Source organism: Duganella sp. CT11-25, assembly GCF_047302815.1.
Taxonomy (GTDB): Bacteria; Pseudomonadota; Gammaproteobacteria; order Burkholderiales; family Burkholderiaceae_D; genus Rugamonas.
This window is the reverse complement of the sequence record NZ_JBKBFD010000001.1, coordinates 5,165,317-5,184,794: the sequence shown is the minus strand read 5'-3', so window position 1 is coordinate 5,184,794 and position 19,478 is coordinate 5,165,317. Positions and strand designations below refer to the sequence as shown.

General features: G+C 65.1%; 17 protein-coding genes. 8 read left to right on the top strand and 9 right to left on the bottom strand.

Annotated features, from left to right (window positions below; all coding sequences use genetic code 11):
* Window positions 1–83: 83 nt before the first annotated feature.
* The 8 genes from ACEN9F_RS22305 to recA all read right to left on the bottom strand — a co-directional run bounded on the left by ACEN9F_RS22305 (window position 84) and on the right by recA (window position 7,630).
* The gene (locus ACEN9F_RS22305) at window positions 84–557 is read right to left on the bottom strand and encodes a pilin (protein ID WP_413423434.1); all 474 of its coding nucleotides are present in this window, start codon (window positions 555–557) and stop codon (window positions 84–86) included.
* A 167-nt stretch (window positions 558–724) separates the two neighbouring features.
* Entirely contained in the window at window positions 725–1,300 is a 576-nt protein-coding gene (locus ACEN9F_RS22300) for an FHA domain-containing protein (protein ID WP_413423432.1), read from the bottom strand.
* A gap of 107 nt (window positions 1,301–1,407) precedes the next feature.
* The gene (gene sucD / locus ACEN9F_RS22295) at window positions 1,408–2,289 is read right to left on the bottom strand and encodes a succinate--CoA ligase subunit alpha (RefSeq protein WP_116992124.1); all 882 of its coding nucleotides are present in this window, start codon (window positions 2,287–2,289) and stop codon (window positions 1,408–1,410) included.
* Between the two features lie 13 nt (window positions 2,290–2,302).
* On the bottom strand, window positions 2,303–3,472 hold the full coding sequence (gene sucC, locus ACEN9F_RS22290; protein WP_413423430.1) for an ADP-forming succinate--CoA ligase subunit beta: 1,170 nt from the start codon (window positions 3,470–3,472) through the stop codon (window positions 2,303–2,305).
* A gap of 90 nt (window positions 3,473–3,562) precedes the next feature.
* Window positions 3,563–4,147 (bottom strand): DUF2889 domain-containing protein, encoded by a 585-nt coding sequence (locus ACEN9F_RS22285; RefSeq protein WP_413423428.1) that lies wholly within the window; start codon window positions 4,145–4,147, stop codon window positions 3,563–3,565.
* A 195-nt stretch (window positions 4,148–4,342) separates the two neighbouring features.
* On the bottom strand, window positions 4,343–5,932 hold the full coding sequence (locus ACEN9F_RS22280; protein ID WP_413423426.1) for a phosphoethanolamine transferase: 1,590 nt from the start codon (window positions 5,930–5,932) through the stop codon (window positions 4,343–4,345).
* Window position 5,933: 1 nt separating this feature from the next.
* Entirely contained in the window at window positions 5,934–6,386 is a 453-nt protein-coding gene (recX, locus tag ACEN9F_RS22275; protein WP_413423424.1) for a recombination regulator RecX, read from the bottom strand.
* 134 nt (window positions 6,387–6,520) lie between these two features.
* On the bottom strand, window positions 6,521–7,630 hold the full coding sequence (gene recA, locus ACEN9F_RS22270; RefSeq protein ID WP_413423422.1) for a recombinase RecA: 1,110 nt from the start codon (window positions 7,628–7,630) through the stop codon (window positions 6,521–6,523).
* A 174-nt stretch (window positions 7,631–7,804) separates the two neighbouring features.
* Here recA and ACEN9F_RS22265 point away from each other — a divergent pair, with 174 nt between their 5' ends.
* From ACEN9F_RS22265 to ACEN9F_RS22230, 8 genes are all read left to right on the top strand, one after another.
* On the top strand, window positions 7,805–8,515 hold the full coding sequence (locus tag ACEN9F_RS22265; protein WP_413423420.1) for a response regulator: 711 nt from the start codon (window positions 7,805–7,807) through the stop codon (window positions 8,513–8,515).
* Entirely contained in the window at window positions 8,512–10,083 is a 1,572-nt protein-coding gene (locus ACEN9F_RS22260; RefSeq protein ID WP_413423418.1) for a sensor histidine kinase N-terminal domain-containing protein, read from the top strand. Before ACEN9F_RS22265 ends, ACEN9F_RS22260 begins: the two co-directional genes overlap by 4 nt.
* Window positions 10,076–10,345 (top strand): DUF4212 domain-containing protein, encoded by a 270-nt coding sequence (locus ACEN9F_RS22255; protein WP_413423416.1) that lies wholly within the window; start codon window positions 10,076–10,078, stop codon window positions 10,343–10,345. Before ACEN9F_RS22260 ends, ACEN9F_RS22255 begins: the two co-directional genes overlap by 8 nt.
* Window positions 10,346–10,386: 41 nt before the next feature.
* On the top strand, window positions 10,387–12,393 hold the full coding sequence (locus tag ACEN9F_RS22250) for a sodium:solute symporter family protein (RefSeq protein ID WP_413427141.1): 2,007 nt from the start codon (window positions 10,387–10,389) through the stop codon (window positions 12,391–12,393).
* Window positions 12,394–12,467: 74 nt separating this feature from the next.
* Window positions 12,468–14,456: an alpha/beta hydrolase family protein gene (locus ACEN9F_RS22245; protein ID WP_413423414.1), complete on the top strand. Its 1,989-nt coding sequence runs from the start codon at window positions 12,468–12,470 to the stop codon at window positions 14,454–14,456.
* 72 nt (window positions 14,457–14,528) lie between these two features.
* On the top strand, window positions 14,529–16,538 hold the full coding sequence (locus ACEN9F_RS22240) for an alpha/beta hydrolase family protein (RefSeq protein WP_413423412.1): 2,010 nt from the start codon (window positions 14,529–14,531) through the stop codon (window positions 16,536–16,538).
* 62 nt (window positions 16,539–16,600) lie between these two features.
* On the top strand, window positions 16,601–17,815 hold the full coding sequence (locus tag ACEN9F_RS22235; RefSeq protein WP_413423410.1) for a 6-phosphofructokinase: 1,215 nt from the start codon (window positions 16,601–16,603) through the stop codon (window positions 17,813–17,815).
* An 82-nt stretch (window positions 17,816–17,897) separates the two neighbouring features.
* Window positions 17,898–18,155: a hypothetical protein gene (locus ACEN9F_RS22230; protein WP_413423409.1), complete on the top strand. Its 258-nt coding sequence runs from the start codon at window positions 17,898–17,900 to the stop codon at window positions 18,153–18,155.
* 111 nt (window positions 18,156–18,266) lie between these two features.
* Here the strand turns inward: ACEN9F_RS22230 and ACEN9F_RS22225 are convergent, their stop codons facing one another.
* The gene (locus tag ACEN9F_RS22225; RefSeq protein ID WP_413423407.1) at window positions 18,267–19,472 is read right to left on the bottom strand and encodes an ectonucleotide pyrophosphatase/phosphodiesterase; all 1,206 of its coding nucleotides are present in this window, start codon (window positions 19,470–19,472) and stop codon (window positions 18,267–18,269) included.
* Window positions 19,473–19,478: the final 6 nt, after the last annotated feature.

Here is a 19,478-nt window from a genome sequence, read left to right as displayed (position 1 = left end):
CTGACAAATATTTGATGTGCGGAGTCTTTGCAGGGACGAAAAAAAACCAGGCCGAAGCCTGGTTTTTTTATGCTGCACCTGAATTAAGGCGCTTTGTTGTTCTTCAGAATTGCGGCCTTGGCGGCAGTGTTGGTCACCGTCGTCGACGTGGCCCAGGTCAATGCGGTGCCGCCAGCTGGCAAATCTGGCGTGAAGGTGATCACCTTGCCATCAACGCCGTCACCCAAACCACTTGGTGCCAAGGTCAGCGCGATCACGCCGCTACCGAGAACGGTAACCGATTCAGCTTCCTTGGTTTTAGTGAAGCTAACAGGAACGGAACCACCACTGTTGCAAGTAGTCAGGACGCCGCCGGCTTCCTGGGCGCAAACCGCCACGGCGGTTTTCAGCGAATCGACCGACGACAGCGCATTGGCGACCTTGGCCTTGGCGGTGTAATCGCTGTACGCTGGAATGGCGACAGCGGCCAGAATACCGATAATGGCGACCACGATCATCAGTTCGATCAGGGTGAAGCCGGCTTGTGCTTGTTTTTTCATCATTTTCATGGATTTCATGTGCGACTCCGAGAGGTTAAACAGAATTGGTTAGGACACTTTCCATTTAGCAATTGTTGTGCCAACCTAATATTGCCTAAATAATCAGCAAAACCTCGCCAAAACTGCCAATTTTTGTCAGTCCCAGCGCCACAATTTGTCAGGATGGCATCGACTGACAAATTTTGTCAGGCGACCCGGAAGGCCATTTGCGTTCCGCTGAGGTCGATGACGTCGCCATGATTGAGCCGCTCGGGCTGCTTCGACAGCGCCACGCCGTTCAGCAGCGGCGGCTGGTCGCCTTCGACGTGGGTGATCGTATACAGTTCGGGATGACGGTGGATGACCACCACCTGCACGCCGGCGCGGCCGAGCGTGGTCTGCGGCTTGGTCAGCGCCACGTGTTTGCCGGCGTTGTTGCCGTTTAATACTTCGATTTCCGCCAGCACCGGCTGGGCGGCGGCCAGCGGACGCACGCCGTCGGCCACGAACTCGACCTGGAACCTGGCCATCTTGACCACGTCCTGGTGCTGCAGGAAGTGCTTGCCGATGCGGTGGCCGTTGACAAAGGTGCCGTTGGTGCTGTGCAGGTCCTCGAGGAAGGAATCGTCGAGGATGGTGACGATGACCGCATGCTCGCCGCTGACGGCCGGATGCGACAGGACGATGTCGTTGCGCGGGTGACGGCCCAGGGTCATCCGCTCCTTGCTCAGTTGCACTTGCTGCTCTATTTGTCCATCCCGCGAGATGATGATCTTCGCCAACGCATTTTCTCCTGTCGACTCCAAAAAAAGCCCCGTGTGGCTTGCGACGATCTTCAGCGTCGCATGCGCACACGGGGCTTTTTATTCCACACTAAGGCAGGCTGTGATTACAGCATGGCTTTCAGCAGACGCGCCATTTCCGACGGGTTTTTGGTCACGGTGATGCCGCAAGCTTCCATGATTTCCAGTTTGGCTTGCGCGGTATCGGCGCCGCCGGAGATCAGCGCGCCGGCGTGACCCATGCGCTTGCCCGGAGGAGCGGTCACACCGGCGATGAAGCCGACCACTGGTTTTTTCATGTTGTCTTTGATCCAGTAAGCCGCGTTGGCTTCGTCCGGACCGCCGATTTCGCCGATCATGATGACCGCGTCGGTGTCAGGATCGTCGTTGAACATCTTCATGACGTCGATGTGCTTCAGACCGTTGATCGGGTCGCCGCCGATGCCGACTGCCGACGATTGGCCCAGGCCCAGCGCGGTCAGCTGACCGACTGCTTCATAGGTCAGGGTGCCCGAACGCGAAACCACGCCGATCCGGCCCTTGCGGTGGATGTGGCCTGGCATGATGCCGATCTTGATTTCGTCAGGGGTGATCAGGCCTGGGCAGTTAGGGCCCAGCAGCAGGGTTTTCGAGCCGGCCTTGGCCATGCGGTCCTTCAGGGCCATCATGTCGCGGACAGGAATGCCTTCGGTGATGCAAATCGCCAGATCCAGTTCGGCTTCGACAGCTTCCCAGATCGCGGCGGCGGCGCCTGCCGGCGGTACGTAGATCACGGAAACGTTGGCGCCGGTTTCTTTCTTGGCTTCTGCAACGTTAGCGAAAATTGGAATGCCTTCGAAATCTTCGCCGGCTTTCTTTGGGTTCACGCCTGCGACGAAGGCATTTTTGCCGTTCGCGTAGTCACGGCAACCGCGGGTGTGGAACTGGCCGGTCTTGCCGGTGATCCCTTGGGTAACGACTTTGGTATCTTTATTGATCAGAATGGACATGTTGATTCCTTAATTAAGCTTGACCGGCAGCGGCTGCTACGACGCTCTTCGCTGCATCTTCCATGGTGTCGGCTGCGATGATAGGCAGACCGGAATCGGCCAGCATCTTTTTGCCCAGGTCTTCGTTGGTGCCCTTCATGCGCACAACCAGCGGCACTTTCAGCGAAACGGCTTTCGACGCGGTGATCACGCCTTCGGCGATGACGTCGCAACGCATGATGCCGCCGAAGATGTTCACCAGGATGGCTTTCAGGCCTGGGTTTTTCAGCATGATCTTGAACGCTTCGGTCACTTTCTCAGCCGTGGCGCCGCCGCCGACGTCCAGGAAGTTGGCAGGCTCGCCGCCGAACAGCTTGATGGTGTCCATGGTGGCCATGGCCAGGCCGGCGCCGTTCACCAGGCAGCCGATGTTGCCGTCCAGCGAGATGTAGGCCAGGTCGAATTTCGACGCTTCGACTTCGGCTGGATCTTCTTCGTCCAGGTCGCGGTAAGCCAGGATGTCCGGTTGACGGAACAGCGAGTTGGCGTCGAAGTTGAACTTGGCGTCCAGTGCGATGACCTTGCCCGAACCGGTCAGGATCAGCGGGTTGATTTCGGCCAGCGACGAGTCGGTTTCCCAGTAGGCTTTGTACAGGCCTTGCAGGTTGACGCGGGCGTCGGCGATCGATTCGGCAGGCACGCCGATTTTAGCGGCGATCGCATCGGCATCGGCGTCGGTCAGGCCGACGGATGGGTCGATGGCGATCGAGTGCAGCAGTTCCGGGTGGGACTCGGCAACTTCTTCGATGTCCATGCCGCCTTCGGAGGAAGCCATCAGCACGACGCGCTGCGATACGCGATCGGTCACCATCGACACGTACAGTTCTTTCTTGATGTCCGCGCCTTCTTCGATCAGCAGGCGGCGTACTTTCTGGCCTTCAGGGCCGGTCTGGTGCGTGACCAGCTGCATGCCCAGGATTTGCTCAGCGTATTCTTTAACTTGTTCCAGCGACTTCGCAACTTTCACGCCGCCGCCTTTACCACGGCCACCGGCGTGGATTTGAGCTTTCACAACCCATACTGGGCCGCCCAAGGTTTCTGCAGCTTTGACTGCTTCTTCAACGGACAGGCACGGGATACCGCGCGGAACCGTCACTCCGTATTTTCGGAGGATTTCTTTGCCTTGATACTCATGGATTTTCATGCTGGCTTCCCTTCTGATGCTGATGTGTAAAAATCGGTTGATACTGCGAAATGTATGAAGCTGAGGTTGATACTCTGTAAGCAGGTATTGCTATGCGCTACCCGGTGCTGCTTTGGCCACCCAGCGCGGGTAAAACTGCGCCACTGCCCCGCCGTCGGTGCGCAGGGCATGGCATTTGTCGAGTTGAAACGGCTTTTGGCGCGGCACGCCTTGGGTCTCGGTAGCCGCATCGTTGGTCGACCAGACATCGTTGGCAAACGCCTGCACCGCCGCCGTGGGCAGGATCTGCGCCAGTTCGGTCAAATGGGTGCAGCCGGACATGCCGGCCAGGCGTTGCTTGAGCTCGTGACGGAAACCCTTCATCAGGTTCAGGCCGACGAGCTGTTGTTTGTAATCGGGGGCAATGGTGTCGCAGTGGCCGGGATAGGGGACGGCATCGGATACGGCTTCGGCATCGACGATGGTCAGTTGCAGATCGACGGTCAGGCGCAGGAACAGGTCATGCAGGGGGGTGCCGGCGGCACGCGGGCCGGAGGCCAGCACGGTGTCGTGTTGCTTGATATCGGTGATATGGGCGTCAAGATCCCACAAGCCGTCATCGCGTGCGTACGCTTGGACGGCAATTGCGCGCGTGTGCCGCAGCGCACGTCGGGAAACTGGAGTTGACAGGGACATAAGACGATACCGCTTACGCGGTTAGTTAGTTAGCAGCCTGGCGCATTTCTCTTATCAAAAACGCACGTTGCCGCAGCTTCTACGGACAACCACCGCACCCGCGGTGCTGCAAAAACCCTAAAAGTGTAGCACACCCCGGCTGGAGTTGCGATGTGCCTGATGCCAACTTGAACCAAATCAATCACTGCGGCGGGGCTATTTCAGGCTGTCGTAGGGTGTATCGGAGTACAGGTCGATGGCCACGTCGCGCTTGCCCTCGATATATTCGGGCGCGGCGAAACTGTTGCGCGCGTCGCGCCCGTCCCAGCTGACGGCGCCGATGTCCAGCAGCGATGGAAATAGGCTGGCATGGCCGATTTTCTTGAGCCGGTTGGCGTGCAAGGCTTGCGCCACCGCCGGATAGGCCGCCCGGTACGGCGGGTTCATCCAGGCCAGCAGCGGCACATGGGTGTCGTAGCGGGTCGGCCCTTTTTGCGCATGCATGAACAAATGGCGCTCGTCGTCGAACAGGTTCTCGCCGTGGTCCGAGGTGAACAGCACGATCGCCGGCCGCTGCTCGCCGCGCAGCACCTCGATCACGCGCGCCAGAAACTTGTCGGTCTCGATCACCGTGTTGTCGTAGGAGTTGATCGCGGCTTGCTTGTCCGCCGGCAGCGGCTGCTTTATGCCGCCGTCGCCCAGCGTCGGCGTGAACACGCGCGACGCGGCGGTGTAGCGCTCTTCATACGGAATATGGCTGCCTATCATGTGCAGCACCACCAGCTGGCGCGGCCCGGCCTGGCGCACAAAGGAGGTAAACATGGGCAGCAGGTTGGCATCCGTGCGCAAATGAAAATCCTGCGCATCGATGGCGTGCTCGGCCACATCGGCCGTGCGGCTGTACGGGAACGCTTCCTGGTTGGACAGCCAGGCGGTGCGGTATCCGGCCTCGGCAAAGGTTTGCAGCACGCTGGCGCGCTGCGCGCCAAGCCGCAGCGAGACGATGCCGGGCACGGCGTGCTCGGTCCAGTTGCCGGTCGAGGCCACATCCGGGAAGCTCAGCAGGTCCGGCCCCAGCGCCGCCAGCCGCGGCGTGGTGTCGCGCGCATAGCCGTTGAGGCCAAGGTGGTCGCTGCGCAAGCTCTCGCCCACCACCAGCACCACCAGCAGCGGCTGGCCGCCGGCGGCGGGACGCCCATGCACGCTGACGAAGCCGCCGGGCTGCGCCGCATGCCGCGCCAGTCGCGCCAGCGACAGCGCCAGTCCGCTGGGGAACGCCAGGTTGGCGGTGGACTGCTCGAACAGCGGCGGCAGGCGCAGGCGCTGCGCCACCGTCTGCCGGCCCACCAGCGCCAGCATGGCGATCAGCAGCAGCAGCGCCAGCAGGCGCTTGCGCGTCTCCGGGGCCAGCCGCCAATCGCGGTTCAGCGACTGCGCCAGCATCAGGTAGGCCAGCAGGGCGGCCGGCACCAGCCAGATGCGCCAGCCGAAGGACGTCACCACCTGCCAGCTCATCGACGGGCTGGTGTGCAGCGCGGCCGACAGCAGCGCATCGCCCGGCACGCTGCCGTAGGCCAGCGTCAGATAGCAGTACAGCGGCACCAGCAGCGCCAGCGGCGACCACAGTAGGAAATACAGGCGGATGCGCGGCACCAGCGTCAGCGGCGCGGCCAGCAGGAACAAGGAAAACGCCAGCAGCGCGAATACTTCGTCGCCGTCCTGCAGATGGTCGGTGCTCAGCACCGCCAGGCTGGGCAGCCAGAGCCAGGTTGCCAGTAGCAGTGCCTTGGGCAGGTCGCGTGTCATCTCAGTCGTCGAAATCGGCGCCTTTCAGCGCCTTTTGCACGGCGCGCTGGGAGAAGCCGCGCTGCATCAGGAAGCGCATCTGCTTGTTGCGTTCCTGCTGGTCGGCCGCCACGGTGCCGAATTTGCGCTGCCAGACTTCGCAGGCGCGGGCGATTTCGCTATCGGCCAGGCCGGCCTTGAGTTCCTGCAGCGCTTCGCCGTTGACGCCGTGGCTTTGCAGCTCGGCGACGATGCGGCTGTTGCCGAAGCGGGCTTCGCGGCGGTGGATCAGCGATTCGGAGAAGCGTTCCTGCGACAGCCAGTTGTTTTTTTCCAGCAGGTCGAGCAGCGCTTCGATGTCGTCGCCCTCTTCCGCGTAGCGCGACAGCTTGCGGCCCAGCTCCAGCCGGCTGTGTTCGCGCATCGACAGAAAGCGCAGCGCGCGCGCCTTCAGGCTCAGTTGAGGTGCTGCCATCAAACCCTCTGCACAATGAGAAAAACCACCGGCTGCAAAAACAGCGCGGTGGTTGCTCCGTCGCCCCCGCGCAGGCGGGAGCCCATAGAACGCTTGCTCAGCATGGATTCCCGCGTTCGCGGGAACGACAGGCTTTACGCGGCGTCGGCCTTGTCGGCTTTATCGGCTTTGTCGACCGCTTTCAGCTTGACGACGGTCTCGCCCTTGTCGGCGGCCAGCGGCGGCAGCGCGCGCACGCCCAGCGATTCGCGCACCTTGTTTTCGATTTCCCACGCCAGCGCCGGACGCTCCTGCAGGAAGATGCGGGCGTTGTCCTTGCCCTGGCCGACGCGCTCACCGTTGTAGCTGTACCACGAACCCGATTTCTCGACGATCTTCGCTTCCACGCCCAGGTCCAGGATCTCGCCTTCGCGCGAGGTGCCGGCGCCGTACAGGATGTCGAAGTGCGCTTCCTTGAACGGCGGCGCGATCTTGTTCTTGACGACCTTGACCTTGGTTTCGTTGCCGATCACCTCGTCGCCCGACTTGATCGAGCCGGTGCGGCGGATGTCCAGGCGCACCGAGGCGTAGAACTTCAGCGCGTTGCCGCCGGTGGTGGTTTCCGGCGAACCGAACATGACGCCGATCTTCATGCGGATCTGGTTGATGAAGATGACCAGGGTGTTGGTGCGGTTGATCGAACCGGTCAGCTTGCGCAGCGCTTGCGACATCAGGCGGGCTTGCAGGCCCGGCAGCGAGTCGCCCATGTCGCCCTCGATCTCGGCGCGCGGCGTCAGCGCGGCGACCGAGTCGATCACCACCATGTCGACCGAGCCCGAACGCACCAGCGCATCGCAGATTTCCAGCGCTTGTTCGCCGGTGTCCGGCTGCGAGATCAGCAGTTCGTGCAGGTTGACGCCCAGTTTTTGGGCATAGCCGACGTCCAGCGCGTGTTCGGCGTCGATAAAGGCGCAGGTGCCGCCCAGTTTTTGCATTTCCGCGATGGTTTGCAGGGTCAGCGTGGTCTTGCCCGACGATTCAGGGCCGTAGATTTCCACCACGCGGCCGCGCGGCAGGCCGCCGACGCCCAGCGCGATGTCCAGGCCGAGCGAGCCGGTCGACACGACCTGTACTTCCTCCATCGGCGTGCTGGCGTCCATGCGCATTACGGAGCCTTTGCCGAATTGTTTTTCGATCTGGGCCAGCGCGGCGGCCAGCGCCTTGGCTTTTTCAGATGCAGGTACAACAGCTTTTTTATCGTCCATAATGTGCTTTCCGCGGATAGAGGTGAGTGCAGTTCGTTCGTACAGGTAGCACTGTATAAAAAAACAGTGCTTAATGCAAGCACGATTTTTGAACAATCTTTGAAATCGCACAAAAACTCGCCACCTTGCGGAAAATGAAACACAATACAATCTTGTGCAGCCGGAGTGTTTGAGATGCGAATTTTACTTGCAGAGGACGATAGCGTGCTGGCCGACGGGCTGACCCGTTCGCTGCGTCAATCCGGCTACGCCATCGATTGCGTGCGCAACGGCCAGGAGGCCGACACCGCGCTGTCGACCCAGGAATTCGACCTGCTGATCCTCGACCTGGGCCTGCCCAAGCTGTCCGGGCTGGAGGTGCTGCGCCGCCTGCGCGCGCGCTCCTCGCTGCTGCCGGTGCTGATCCTGACGGCGGCCGATTCGATCGAGCAGCGCGTCAACGGCCTCGACCTGGGCGCCGACGATTACATGGCCAAGCCGTTCGCGCTGTCCGAACTGGAGGCCCGGGTGCGGGCGCTGACCCGGCGCGGCGCCGGCGGCGGCGCCACCGTCATCAAGCACGGTCCGCTGTCCTACGACCAGGTCGGCCGCAGCGCCTACATCGGCGAGCAGATGCTGGACCTGTCGGCGCGCGAGCTGGGCCTGCTGGAAATCCTGCTGGCGCGCACCGGCCGCCTTGTTTCCAAGGAACAGCTGGTCGACCACCTGTGCGAATGGGGCGAGGAAGTCAGCAACAACGCCATCGAAGTCTATGTGCACCGGCTGCGCAAGAAGATCGAGGTGGGCGGCATCCGCATCGCCACCGTGCGCGGGCTGGGCTATTGCCTGGAGAAATATTCGGAAGCCGCGCGCGCCAACGCCGAAGCCGGGGACGCCAGCAAGTGAACCCGCAGCCCGCGGCCCAGGCCGAGCCGACGCCGGAATCGGCCGATGCCGGCCCGGAGTCCCGGCTCGATTCCCAGCTCGACTACCAGCCGCCGGCGGCCGAAGCCGACGAAGGCATCCAGCACTCGCTGTTCGGCGAGATCCTCGACTGGATGCTGGCGCCGCTGCTGCTGCTGTGGCCGATGAGCATCGCGATCACCTACCTGGTGGCCAAGTCCATCGCCAACCAGCCGTTCGACCACGCGCTGGAGGACAGCGTCACCGTGCTGGCGCAGCAGGTGCGCTCGGTCGACGGCCGCATCATCAAGAGCCTGTCCGGCTCGGCGCGCGACATCCTGCGCGCCGACGACATCGACAACGTCTACTTCCAGATCCAGGGCCCGCGCGGCGAGCACATCGACGGCGACCGCGACATGCCGCTGCCGCTGGAGGAGGAAGACAAGTTCCGCGCCGGCAGCGTGCGCTTCCGCAACGACAGCATGCACGGCACGCCGGTGCGGATCGCCTTTGCCTATGTGCGGCTGGAACGGCATACCGCCGACGAGCCGCAGCTGGCGCTGGTGCAGGTGGCCGAGACGCTGGAAAAGCGCGCCCAGCTGGCCAATGAAATCATCAAGGGCGTGATCCTGCCGCAGTTCATCATCCTGCCCATCGTGCTGGCCCTGGTGTGGTTCGCCCTGGCACGCGGACTGTCGCCGCTGGCCCAGCTGCAGGAGCGCATCCGCGCCCGCGGTTCGGACGACCTCAGCCCGATCGCCTCCAACCAGGTGCCGGAGGAAATCTCGCCGCTGGTGCGTTCGCTCAACGAGATGCTGTCGCGGCTGTCCTTGTCGATCGAGATGCAGAAGCGCTTCATCGCCGACGCCGCGCACCAGATGCGCACGCCGCTGGCGGGCATGCGCATGCAGTCGGAGCTGGCGCTGCGCCAGACCGACAGCGGCGAAATCCACCGCTCGCTGGAACAGCTGGCCAAGAGTTCGGAGGCGGCCACGCGGCTGGTCAACCAGCTGCTGGCCCTGGCGCGCGCCGAGAACCAGCCGCAGGCCGGCACGGCGATGCTGCCGCTGGAACTGGCCGAGCTGGCGCGCGGCGTGGTGCAGGACTGGGTGCAAGCCTCGTTCGCGCACAAGATCGACCTCGGCTTCGAAGCGCCGCCGGATCCGGTGCACATCGTCGGCAATCCGACCATGCTGCGCGAGCTGCTGTCCAACCTGATCGACAACGCGCTGCGCTACACGCCGGCCGGCGGCAGCGTCACGGTGCGGGTGCGCGGCGGCGAGGGCGAGCAAGGCTACCTGGAAGTGGAGGACACCGGCCCCGGCATCGCGCCGCCGGAGCGCGAGCGGGTGTTCGAGCGCTTCTACCGCATCCTCGGCAACAGCGCCGAAGGCAGCGGCCTGGGACTGGCGATCGTGCGCGAGATCGCCCAGCAGCACGGCGCCGAGGTCGACATCTTCAGCAATCCGCGCGCCACGCAGCCCAAGCTGCCGGGCGCGCTGTTCCGCCTGACCTTCCCGTTGCCGCCGGCGCCGCCGGAAGCCGACAGCGAGCCGCCGTACTATGGTTAATCCGCCATTGACCCGCCAGCAGCACTGGCACAGGACGCGCCGCATGACGGCGCTGCTGCTCATGCTGTGGCTGTTGACGACGTTCTGCGCCGCCTTCTTCGCGCGCGAGCTGACCGGCTTGAGCGTGTTCGGCTGGCCGCTGTCGTTCTACCTGGCGGCGCAGGGCGCGTCGCTGGTCTATCTCGCCATCCTGGCCGTCTACGCCTGGCGCATGCGCCGGCTCGACCAGGCCGCCGCCGACCATCCGGAGCCCCGCGCTTGAAATCCTCCCGCACCTTCTTCCAGCGCCTGCGCAGCTACTACATGATGTTCACGGCGGGCTTCGCCTGCTTCCTGATCTCGCTCGCCGCGCTGGAGCAGGAAGGCATGCCGCGCGTGTGGATAGGCTATCTGTTCATGTTCGCCACCATCGTGCTGTACGCCTCGATCGGCGTGCTGAGCCGCACCTCCAACGTGCTCGAATACTATGTGGCCGGGCGGCGCGTGCCGGCCATGTTCAACGGCATGGCCACCGCCGCCGACTGGATCTCCGCCGCCAGCTTCATCAGCCTGGCCGGCGGCCTGTACCTGCACGGCTTCGACGGCCTGGCCTACATCATGGGCTGGACCGGCGGCTACTGCCTGGTGGCGCTGCTGATCGCGCCGTATCTGCGCAAGTTCGCCCAGTACACCATCCCCGACTTCCTGGCCGCCCGCTACGGCGGCGAGGACAACCACGCCGGCGGCCGCGCGGTGCGGGTGCTGGCGGTGCTCGCCACCATCATGGTCTCCTTCATCTACGTGGTGGCGCAGATCTACGCGGTGGGATTGATCGCCTCGCGCTTCACCGGCGTCGATTTCTCGGTCGGCATCTTCCTCGGCCTGGCCAGCATCCTGGTCTGCTCCTTCCTCGGCGGCATGCGCGCCATCACCTGGACCCAGGTGGCGCAGTACATCATCATCCTGGTGGCCTTCCTGATTCCGGCCATCTGGCTGTCGGCCAAGCACAGCGACAACCCGATCCCGCAGGTCGCCTACGGCAAGCTGCTGCCGCAATTGAGCGCGCGCGAAAGCGTGCTGCAGGACGATCCCAAGGAAGCCGAGGTGCGCGCCATCTTCCGCCAGCGCGCCGCCGACTACCAGGCCCGCGTCAACGCCCTGCCGGCCTCGTGGGAGGCGGGCCGCATCGACGTCCAGCGCAAGCTCGACGGCGTCAAGCTGCGCAACGCCTCGCTGCTGGAAATCCGCAGCGCCGAGCGGGCCCTGATCGCCTACCCGAAAACCGCCGACGAAGCGCAGCGCCTGTGGTCCGACGCCGTCGCCCAGAACCTGGTCCGCGCCGAACCGATCACGCCGCACGCCACGCCCTACCCCGGCGATCCCGAGACCTCGGACATCAAGCGCAACAACTTCCTGGCGCTGGTGTTTTGCCTGATGCTGGGCACGGCCGCGCTGCCGCACATATTGATGCGCTCCTACACCACGCCGTCGGTGCACGAGACGCGGGTGTCGGTGTTCTGGACGCTGTTCTTCATCCTGCTGATCTACCTGACCATCCCGGCGCTGGCGGTGCTGGTCAAATACGACATCTACACCTCGCTGGTCGGCATCGACTACGCCCACCTGCCCAACTGGGTGTCGTACTGGACCAACGTCGACAAGCTCAATCCGCTGTTCGGCATCAGCGACATCAACCGCGACGGCGTGGTGCAGCTGGCCGAGATCACCATCGACGCCGACGTGCTGGTGCTGGCGACGCCGGAGATCGCCGGCCTGCCGTATGTGATCTCCGGGCTGGTGGCGGCCGGCGGCCTGGCCGCCGCGCTGTCGACCGCCGACGGCCTGCTGCTGGCGATCTCCAACGCGCTGTCGCACGACGTCTACTACAAGCTGGTCGACCGCAGCGCCTCGACCCAGAAGCGGGTGACGATCTCCAAGCTGCTGCTGCTGGCGGTCGCCTTCATCGCCGCCTACGCCGCCTCGACCAAGCCGGGCGACATCCTGTCGCTGGTGGGCGCGGCCTTCTCGCTGGCCGGCTCGACGCTGTTCCCGGCGCTGGTGCTGGGCGTGTTCTGGAAGCGCGCCAACCACCAGGGCGCGCTCGCCGGCATGGCGGCCGGCTTCGTGGTCTGCGTCTACTACATGCTGCACACCAACCCCGTCCTGGGCGGCGCGGCGGCCGGCCAGTGGTTCCACATCGCCCCCATCTCGGCCGGCATCTTCGGCGTGCCGGCCGGCCTGCTGACCATCGTCGCGGTCAGCCTGCTGACGCCGGCCCCGAACCGCCAGGCGCAGGCGCTGGTCGACTACATCCGCGCGCCGGAACAATAAGATACATTCCCGCCGTGGCGGCGGCCAGGGCTTGATGTTATCTTGATGCAATTATTATTTTCATAATCGAGACCATGCGTTTTGCACCCTTCCTGCTGCTGGCGGCGCTGCACTTGCCGCTGCTGGCGGCCGATGCGCCGGCCAGCGCCGCCCGCCCCGCGATCGGCGATTTTTTCGAGAACCCGGCCTTCAGCGGCGCCAAGCTGTCGCCGAGCGGCAATTACCTGGCCGTGCGCATGGGCGGCAAAGACCAGCGCGACCGGCTGGCCGTCGTCACGCTGAGCAGCGGCAAGGTGCAATCGATCTGCAGCTTCACCGACGCCGACATCGGCAGGTTTGAATGGGTCAACGACGAGCGCTTGGCGCTCAGCGCCACCGACCGCACCGTCGGCCAGGCCGACACGGTCTATGCGTCCGGCCTGTACGCCATCAACCGCGACGGCACCCACTACATCCAGCTGGCCAGCCGCACCGGCAGTACCGGCTCCAGGACCGGCCGCGTGCTGCTGCCGTGGAACACCTATATGCTGGGCCAGCGCAGCGCCCAGGATACGGACTCGATCTACGTGACCCATCCGGTCGGCTCGGCGGGGCAAACCGACTACGTCGAGCTGCAGCTGCTGAACACGGTGACCGGGCGCGTCACGCCGCTCCCGCGTCCGGGCGCCACCAGGAGCTGGCTGCTGGACAATAACGGCGAGCCGCGCCTGGCGATCGTCGTCAAGGACGGCGTCAAGAGCGTCGTCTACCGCGATCCGGCCCGGGACCAGGCCTGGCGCCAGCTGGTCAAGTTCAACGCCTTCATCGGCGGCAAGGGCGCGTTCGCCCCGCTGGCCTTCGGCCCGGACGGCACGCTGTATGTCGTCGCCAACGCCGGCAAGGACAAGGCGGCCGTGTACACCTTTGATTTCGCCGCCAACAAGCTGTCCGACAAGCCGGTGGTGCAACTCGAGGGCTATGACTTCGGCGGCGAGCTGATCATGGGCAAGGACAAGCTGATCGGCATCCGCTACCTGACCGACTCGCGCGGCACCAACTGGCTGGACCAGGACATGCAGGCGATGCAGGCGCATCTCGACGAGATCCTGCCCAACACCGTCAATCTGCTGACCTTGCCCGCCAAGCCGGGCTCGCCGTGGGTGCTGGTGGAGGCGTATTCCGATATCTTCCCGCTGCGCACCATGCTGTACAACAGCGAGACCCGGGAGCTGAACGCGATCGGCGCCAGCCATCCGAAAATCCAGCCGGCCCAGATGGCGCGCGAGCAGCTGGTGCACTACAAGGCGCGCGACGGCCTGGACATTCCCGCCTGGCTGACGCTGCCGCAGGGCGCCGGCAAGAACCTGCCGCTCGTCATGCTGGTGCACGGCGGCCCTTACGTGCGCGGCGGCAGCTGGGGCTGGGATGCCGAAGCGCAGTTCCTGGCATCGCGCGGCTACGCCGTGCTGCAGCCGGAATACCGCGGCAGCGTCGGCTTCGGCTCCCGCCATTTCCACGCCGGCTGGAAGCAATGGGGCTTGAAGATGCAGGACGATATCGCCGACGGCGCGCGCTGGGCCAGCGCCCAGGGCGTCGCCGACCCCAAGCGCATCTGCATCGCCGGCGGCAGCTACGGCGGCTATTCCGCGCTGATGGGCCTGGTCAACGATGCGGACCTGTACAAGTGCGGCATCAGCTGGTCCGGCGTCACCGACATCAACCTGATGTACGACCCCGGCTGGTTCACCGTCTCCGACGCCTCGGAGGAGTGGAAGCAATACGGCATGCCGGTGCTGATCGGCGACCAGGTCAAGGACGCGGAACAGCTGAAGGCCACCTCGCCGCTGCTGCAGGCGGCCCGCATCACGCAGCCGCTGCTGCTGGCCCATGGCGGCGCCGACCTGCGCGTGCCGCTGTCGCACGGCAGCAAGTTCTACAAGGCGGTCAGGCAGACCAACCCCAACGTCGAATGGGTCGAGTACGAGGAGGAAGGCCACGGCTGGGCGCTGCCGAAGAACCGCATCGACTTCTGGGGCCGGGTCGAGAAATTCCTGGACAAGAATATCGGCGCCGCGCCGCGATGATACATATGGCTTGTGGCGGATTTGATAACTTGATGATATCGTGCACGGATTATTTATTTCACAACTGACATCATGCGCTTCAAAGCCATCGTTCTGCTCGCCTGTGCCGCCGTCCTCAGCTGCTCCGCCTTTGCCGCCGAGCCGGCGGCACGCCCGCCGATCGCGGATTTTTTTGAAAATCCCGAGTTCAGCGGCGCCCTGCTCTCGCCCAGCGGCAAGTACCTGGCCGTGCGCGTGGCCGCCAAGGACAAGGACCAGCGCGACCGCCTGGCCGTGGTCACGCTGAGCGACAGCAAGGTGCTGGCGGTGGGCAACTTCAGCGACGCCGACATCGGCCAGTTCGAGTGGGTCAACGACGACCGCCTGGTGTTCACCGCCACCGACCGCAGCGTCGGCCAGGGCGACCTGCGCTACGCGCCCGGCTTGTACGCGATCAACCGCGACGGCAGCAAGTTCCGCCAGCTGGTCAGCCGCAGCGGCAAGCCCTTCATCACCGTCGGCATGGGCGCGCTGGGCAACCGCGAGCTGCTGCCGTGGAATACCTACCTGCTCGGGCAGCGCAACGCCCAGGACAGCGAATACGTGTACGTGGTCTACACCTCGTATTCCGGTCCCGGCCAGGTCGACTATGTCGACCTGCAGCGCCTCAACACGTTGACCGGCCGCATCACCTCCTTCGAGCGGCCCGGCGCCAGCATGCACTGGCTGCTGGACAACAACGGCGAGCCGCGCCTGACCACCACCGTGGACAAGGGCGTCAGCACGATTTACTACCGCGATCCGGCCCAGCAGCAGCACTGGCGCCCGCTGACCAACTACGGCACCTACACCGGCGGCAAGGGCGCCTTCACGCCGATGGCCTTCGGCCCGGACGGCACGCTGTACGTCGTCAGCCACGCCGGCAAGGACAAGTCGGCGCTGTACACCTACGATCTAGCCGCCGGCAAGGTGGCCGACAGCCCGCTGGTGGCGCTGGATGGCTATGACTTCAGCGGCCGCCTGATCATGAGCAAGGACAAGCTGCTGGGCATCCGCCACCTGACCGACGCCCAGGGCACGACCTGGTTCGACAAGGGCATGAAAGCCATGCAGGACAAGATCGACGGCATGCTGCCCAACACCGTCAACCTGCTGACGCCGCCGGTGCGGCCGGAATCGCCGTGGGTGCTGGTGGTGGCGTATTCCGATCTGTTCCCGTCGCGCACCATGCTGTACAACAGCGAGACCGGGAAGCTGACCGTGGTCGGCGGCAGCCACCCGAAAATCCAGGCGCAGCAGATGGCGCAGCAGACGCTGGTGCACTACAAGGCGCGCGACGGCCTCGACATCCCGGCCTGGCTGACCGTGCCGCAGGGCGCCGGCAAGAACCTGCCGCTGGTGGTGCTGGTGCACGGCGGCCCGTATGTGCGCGGCAAAAGCTGGGGCTGGGACGCCGACGTGCAATTCCTGGCCTCGCGCGGCTACGCCGTGCTGGAGCCGGAATACCGCGGCAGCACCGGCTTCGGCGCCAGGCACTTCCGCGCCGGCTGGAAGCAATGGGGCTTGAAGATGCAGGACGATATCGCCGATGGCACGCGCTGGGCCATCGCCCAGGGCTATGCCGATGCCAGGCGGATCTGCATCGCCGGCGCCAGCTACGGCGGCTACGCCACCCTGATGGGCCTGATCAACGACCCCGACCTGTACAAGTGCGGCATCGACTGGGCCGGCGTCACCGACATCAACCTGCTGTACGACGGCCACTGGAACTTCAGCTCCGACCTGCCGGACGGCTGGAAGCAGTACGGCATGCCGTCGCTGGTGGGCGACCAGGTCAAGGACGCCGAACAGCTGAAAGCCACCTCGCCGCTGCTGCAAGCGGCCCGCATCACGCAGCCGCTGCTGCTGGCCTACGGCGGCGCCGACATGCGCGTGCCGCTGCCGCACGGCACCAAGTTCTACAAGGCCGTCAAGCAGACCAACCCCAACGTCGAGTGGATCGAATACGAGGAGGAAGGCCACGGCTGGGCGCTGCCGAAGAACCGCGTCGACTTCTGGGGCCGGGTGGAGCGTTTCCTCGACAAGAATATCGGCGCGCACTGAAACTCGCGCTATAGTCTGGGTTCAGCAAGCCTGCCTGTTTAACGAACCACGGAGGAGCGAGCATGTCGTCGGGAAAAATTCTGGTCGCACAGGGAGGCGGTCCGACCGCCGTCATCAACCAGTCGCTGGCGGGGGTGGTGCTGGAGGCGCGCCGCTTCCGCGACGTCACCCGCGTCTACGGCGCCATGCACGGCGTGCGCGGCATCATCAACGAAGACCTGGTCGACCTGACCCGGGAAACCAGCCACAACCTGGAGCTGGTGGCGGCCACGCCATCCTCCGCGCTGGGCTCGACGCGCGACAAGCCGGACCTGCCGTACTGCGAGGAAATCTTCAAGGTCTTGCGCGCACACGAGATCGAGCAGTTCTACTACATCGGCGGCAACGATTCGTCCGACACGGTGCGCATCGTCAGCGAGCAGGCGCAGGCGGCCGGCTATCCGCTGCGCTGCATCCACATTCCCAAGACCATCGACAACGACCTGGTCGGCAACGACCACACGCCGGGCTTCCCGTCGGCCGCGCGCTTCGTCGCGCAGGCCTTCGCCGGCGCCAACCTCGACAACGCCTCGCTGCCCGGCGTCTACGTGGGCGTGGTGATGGGCCGGCACGCCGGCTTCCTGACCGCCGCCGCCGCGCTGGGCAAGAAATTCGACGACGACGGCCCGCACCTGATCTACCTGCCGGAGCGGGTGTTCTCGCTGGAACAGTTCCTGGCCGACGTCAAGGCGGTGTATGAACGTTACGGCCGCTGCGTGATCGCGGTCTCGGAAGGCATCCACGACGCGTCCGGCGAAGCGATCGCGTCGCTGCTGGCCAAGGAAGTCGAGCGCGACGCGCACGGCAACGTACAGCTGTCCGGCACCGGCGCGCTGGCCGACCTGCTGTGCGACGAGATCAAGGCCAAGCTCGGCATCAAGCGCGTGCGCGGCGATACCTTCGGCTACCTGCAGCGCTCCTTCATCGGCTGCGTGTCGGACGTCGACCAGCGCGAGGCGCGTGAAGTGGGCGAAAAGGCGGTGCAGTACGCCATGTGGGGCGGGCGCGACGGTTCGGTGGCGATCAAGCGCAACGGCCACTACGCGGTCGACTACGAACTGCAGGCGCTGGCCGACGTGGCCGGCAAGACGCGCGTGATGGAGGACCGGTTCATCAGCGCCAGCGGCACCGACGTCACCGACGCCTTCCGCCTGTACCTGCGGCCGCTGCTGGGCTCCGGCATGCCGGACGCGTTCCGGCTGCGGCCGGCGCGGGTGGAAAAGATCCTCAAGCGCTAGCTTTACCGGGCTTTACAGCGCGTTGACGCCGTCTAACAGCTCGCCGGCGGACAATCCAGTCTTCAACTGACACGGAGATTTCATGAAGATCATCAAGCACTGGATGCTGTGGGCGGCGCTGGCCGGCGCCTCGCTGAGCGCATCGGCCCAAAACGACAAGCAGCGTCCGGACGGCCCGCCGCCGGGCCCGCCGCCGGAAGCGGTGGCCGCCTGCAAGGGCAAGGCCGAAGGCGCCAAGGTCCAGTTCACCGGCCGTCGCGGCGAAACCGTCAGCGGCGTCTGCAAGAAAATGGGCGACGTCGTCGCCGCCCTGCCCGAAGGCGGCCCGCCGCCCCGCTGAAGCCGCAACTCCGCAACTCCGGGGTCAGGTCCAGAATCCGGACACGAGCTTAACCGTAACCTCCCGTATGGATGAGACCGTGTCCGGGTTTTGGACCTGACCCCGGATGGTTTAGCGCAACGCCGGCAGCAGCGGCGCGATATCGCCGTCCGAGTGCAGCGGTTCCAGGTTCAGCAAGCGCATCAGCAGCGGATAGACGTCGACATTGTCGAACGCCGGTAACACGACGCCGGCGCGGAAGGCCGGGCCGGCGGCGATGAAGGTGGCGGCCATGTCGGGCGCCGCATTGTCGTAGCCGTGCGCGCCACCCTTGAGGCGCGCTGCGCCCTGGTCGCTGAACACCACCGTCCAGCCGGGATCGGCCAGGCACAGGAAGGCCGGCACCCGCGCATTGCCGCCATACGCGAGCCGCGCGGGAATCGCGGCCTTGCGCCAGCATTGCATGTGTTCCTGCGGTTTCAGCAACGCTGCCGCCAGCAGCGCTTCCTGCCCCGGCTTCGCCTCCATCCCGGTGTAAGAACCACTGGTCACCTGGCGATAACTGCCTTCCGGCGCCAGCTGGTCCATGCGTATCACACGCTCGCTACTGAGCTGCGCCATGCCGTGGTCGGAGACGATCACGATATTGGCGTCGACGTTGCGCCGCTTGAGCCCCTCCAGCAAGCGGCCGACCGCCTGGTCGACGCGGGCGACAGCCTGCGTGGTCTCCGCGGCCGCCGGACCGGCAGTGTGGCCCGCATGGTCGACGTCATCGAAATACAGCGTGAAGAAGCCGAACGCTTCCGCCGCCGGACGGTCCAGCCAGGACAGCAGCGTGTCGACACGCTCGGCGGCGGGCATCTTGCCGTCGAAGCGCGGCGACACGGACGGCCGCACGCCGTGGATCGCCGCTTCCGAGCCGGGCCAGAACATCGTCGCGCTGCGGATGCCGCGCAGTTCCGCCGTCACCCACACCGGCTCGGCCTGGTCCCACCAGCGGCGGTCGGTGACCGCCGCCGCGTTGCCCAGGCTGAAGCGCACGTCCGGGATCGCGGCATCGGTCATCGTGTTGTCGACGATGCCGTGATGGTCGGGCCGCAAGCCGGTGACCAGCGTGTAGTGGTTCGGGAACGTCACCGAAGGAAAGGATGGCCGCATCGCCACCGCGCGCGCGCCATCGGCGGCCAGGCGGTTCAGGTTGGGGGTGACGCCGCGCTCCAGGTAATCCGGACGGAAGCCGTCCAGCGACACCAGGATCAGCGGCGTGCGGACGGGCTCGGCCGCCGCGCAGCCGGCGGCGAACATCAGGAGACAGCTCAGTTTTTTCAGGTAGCTCATGCGGGC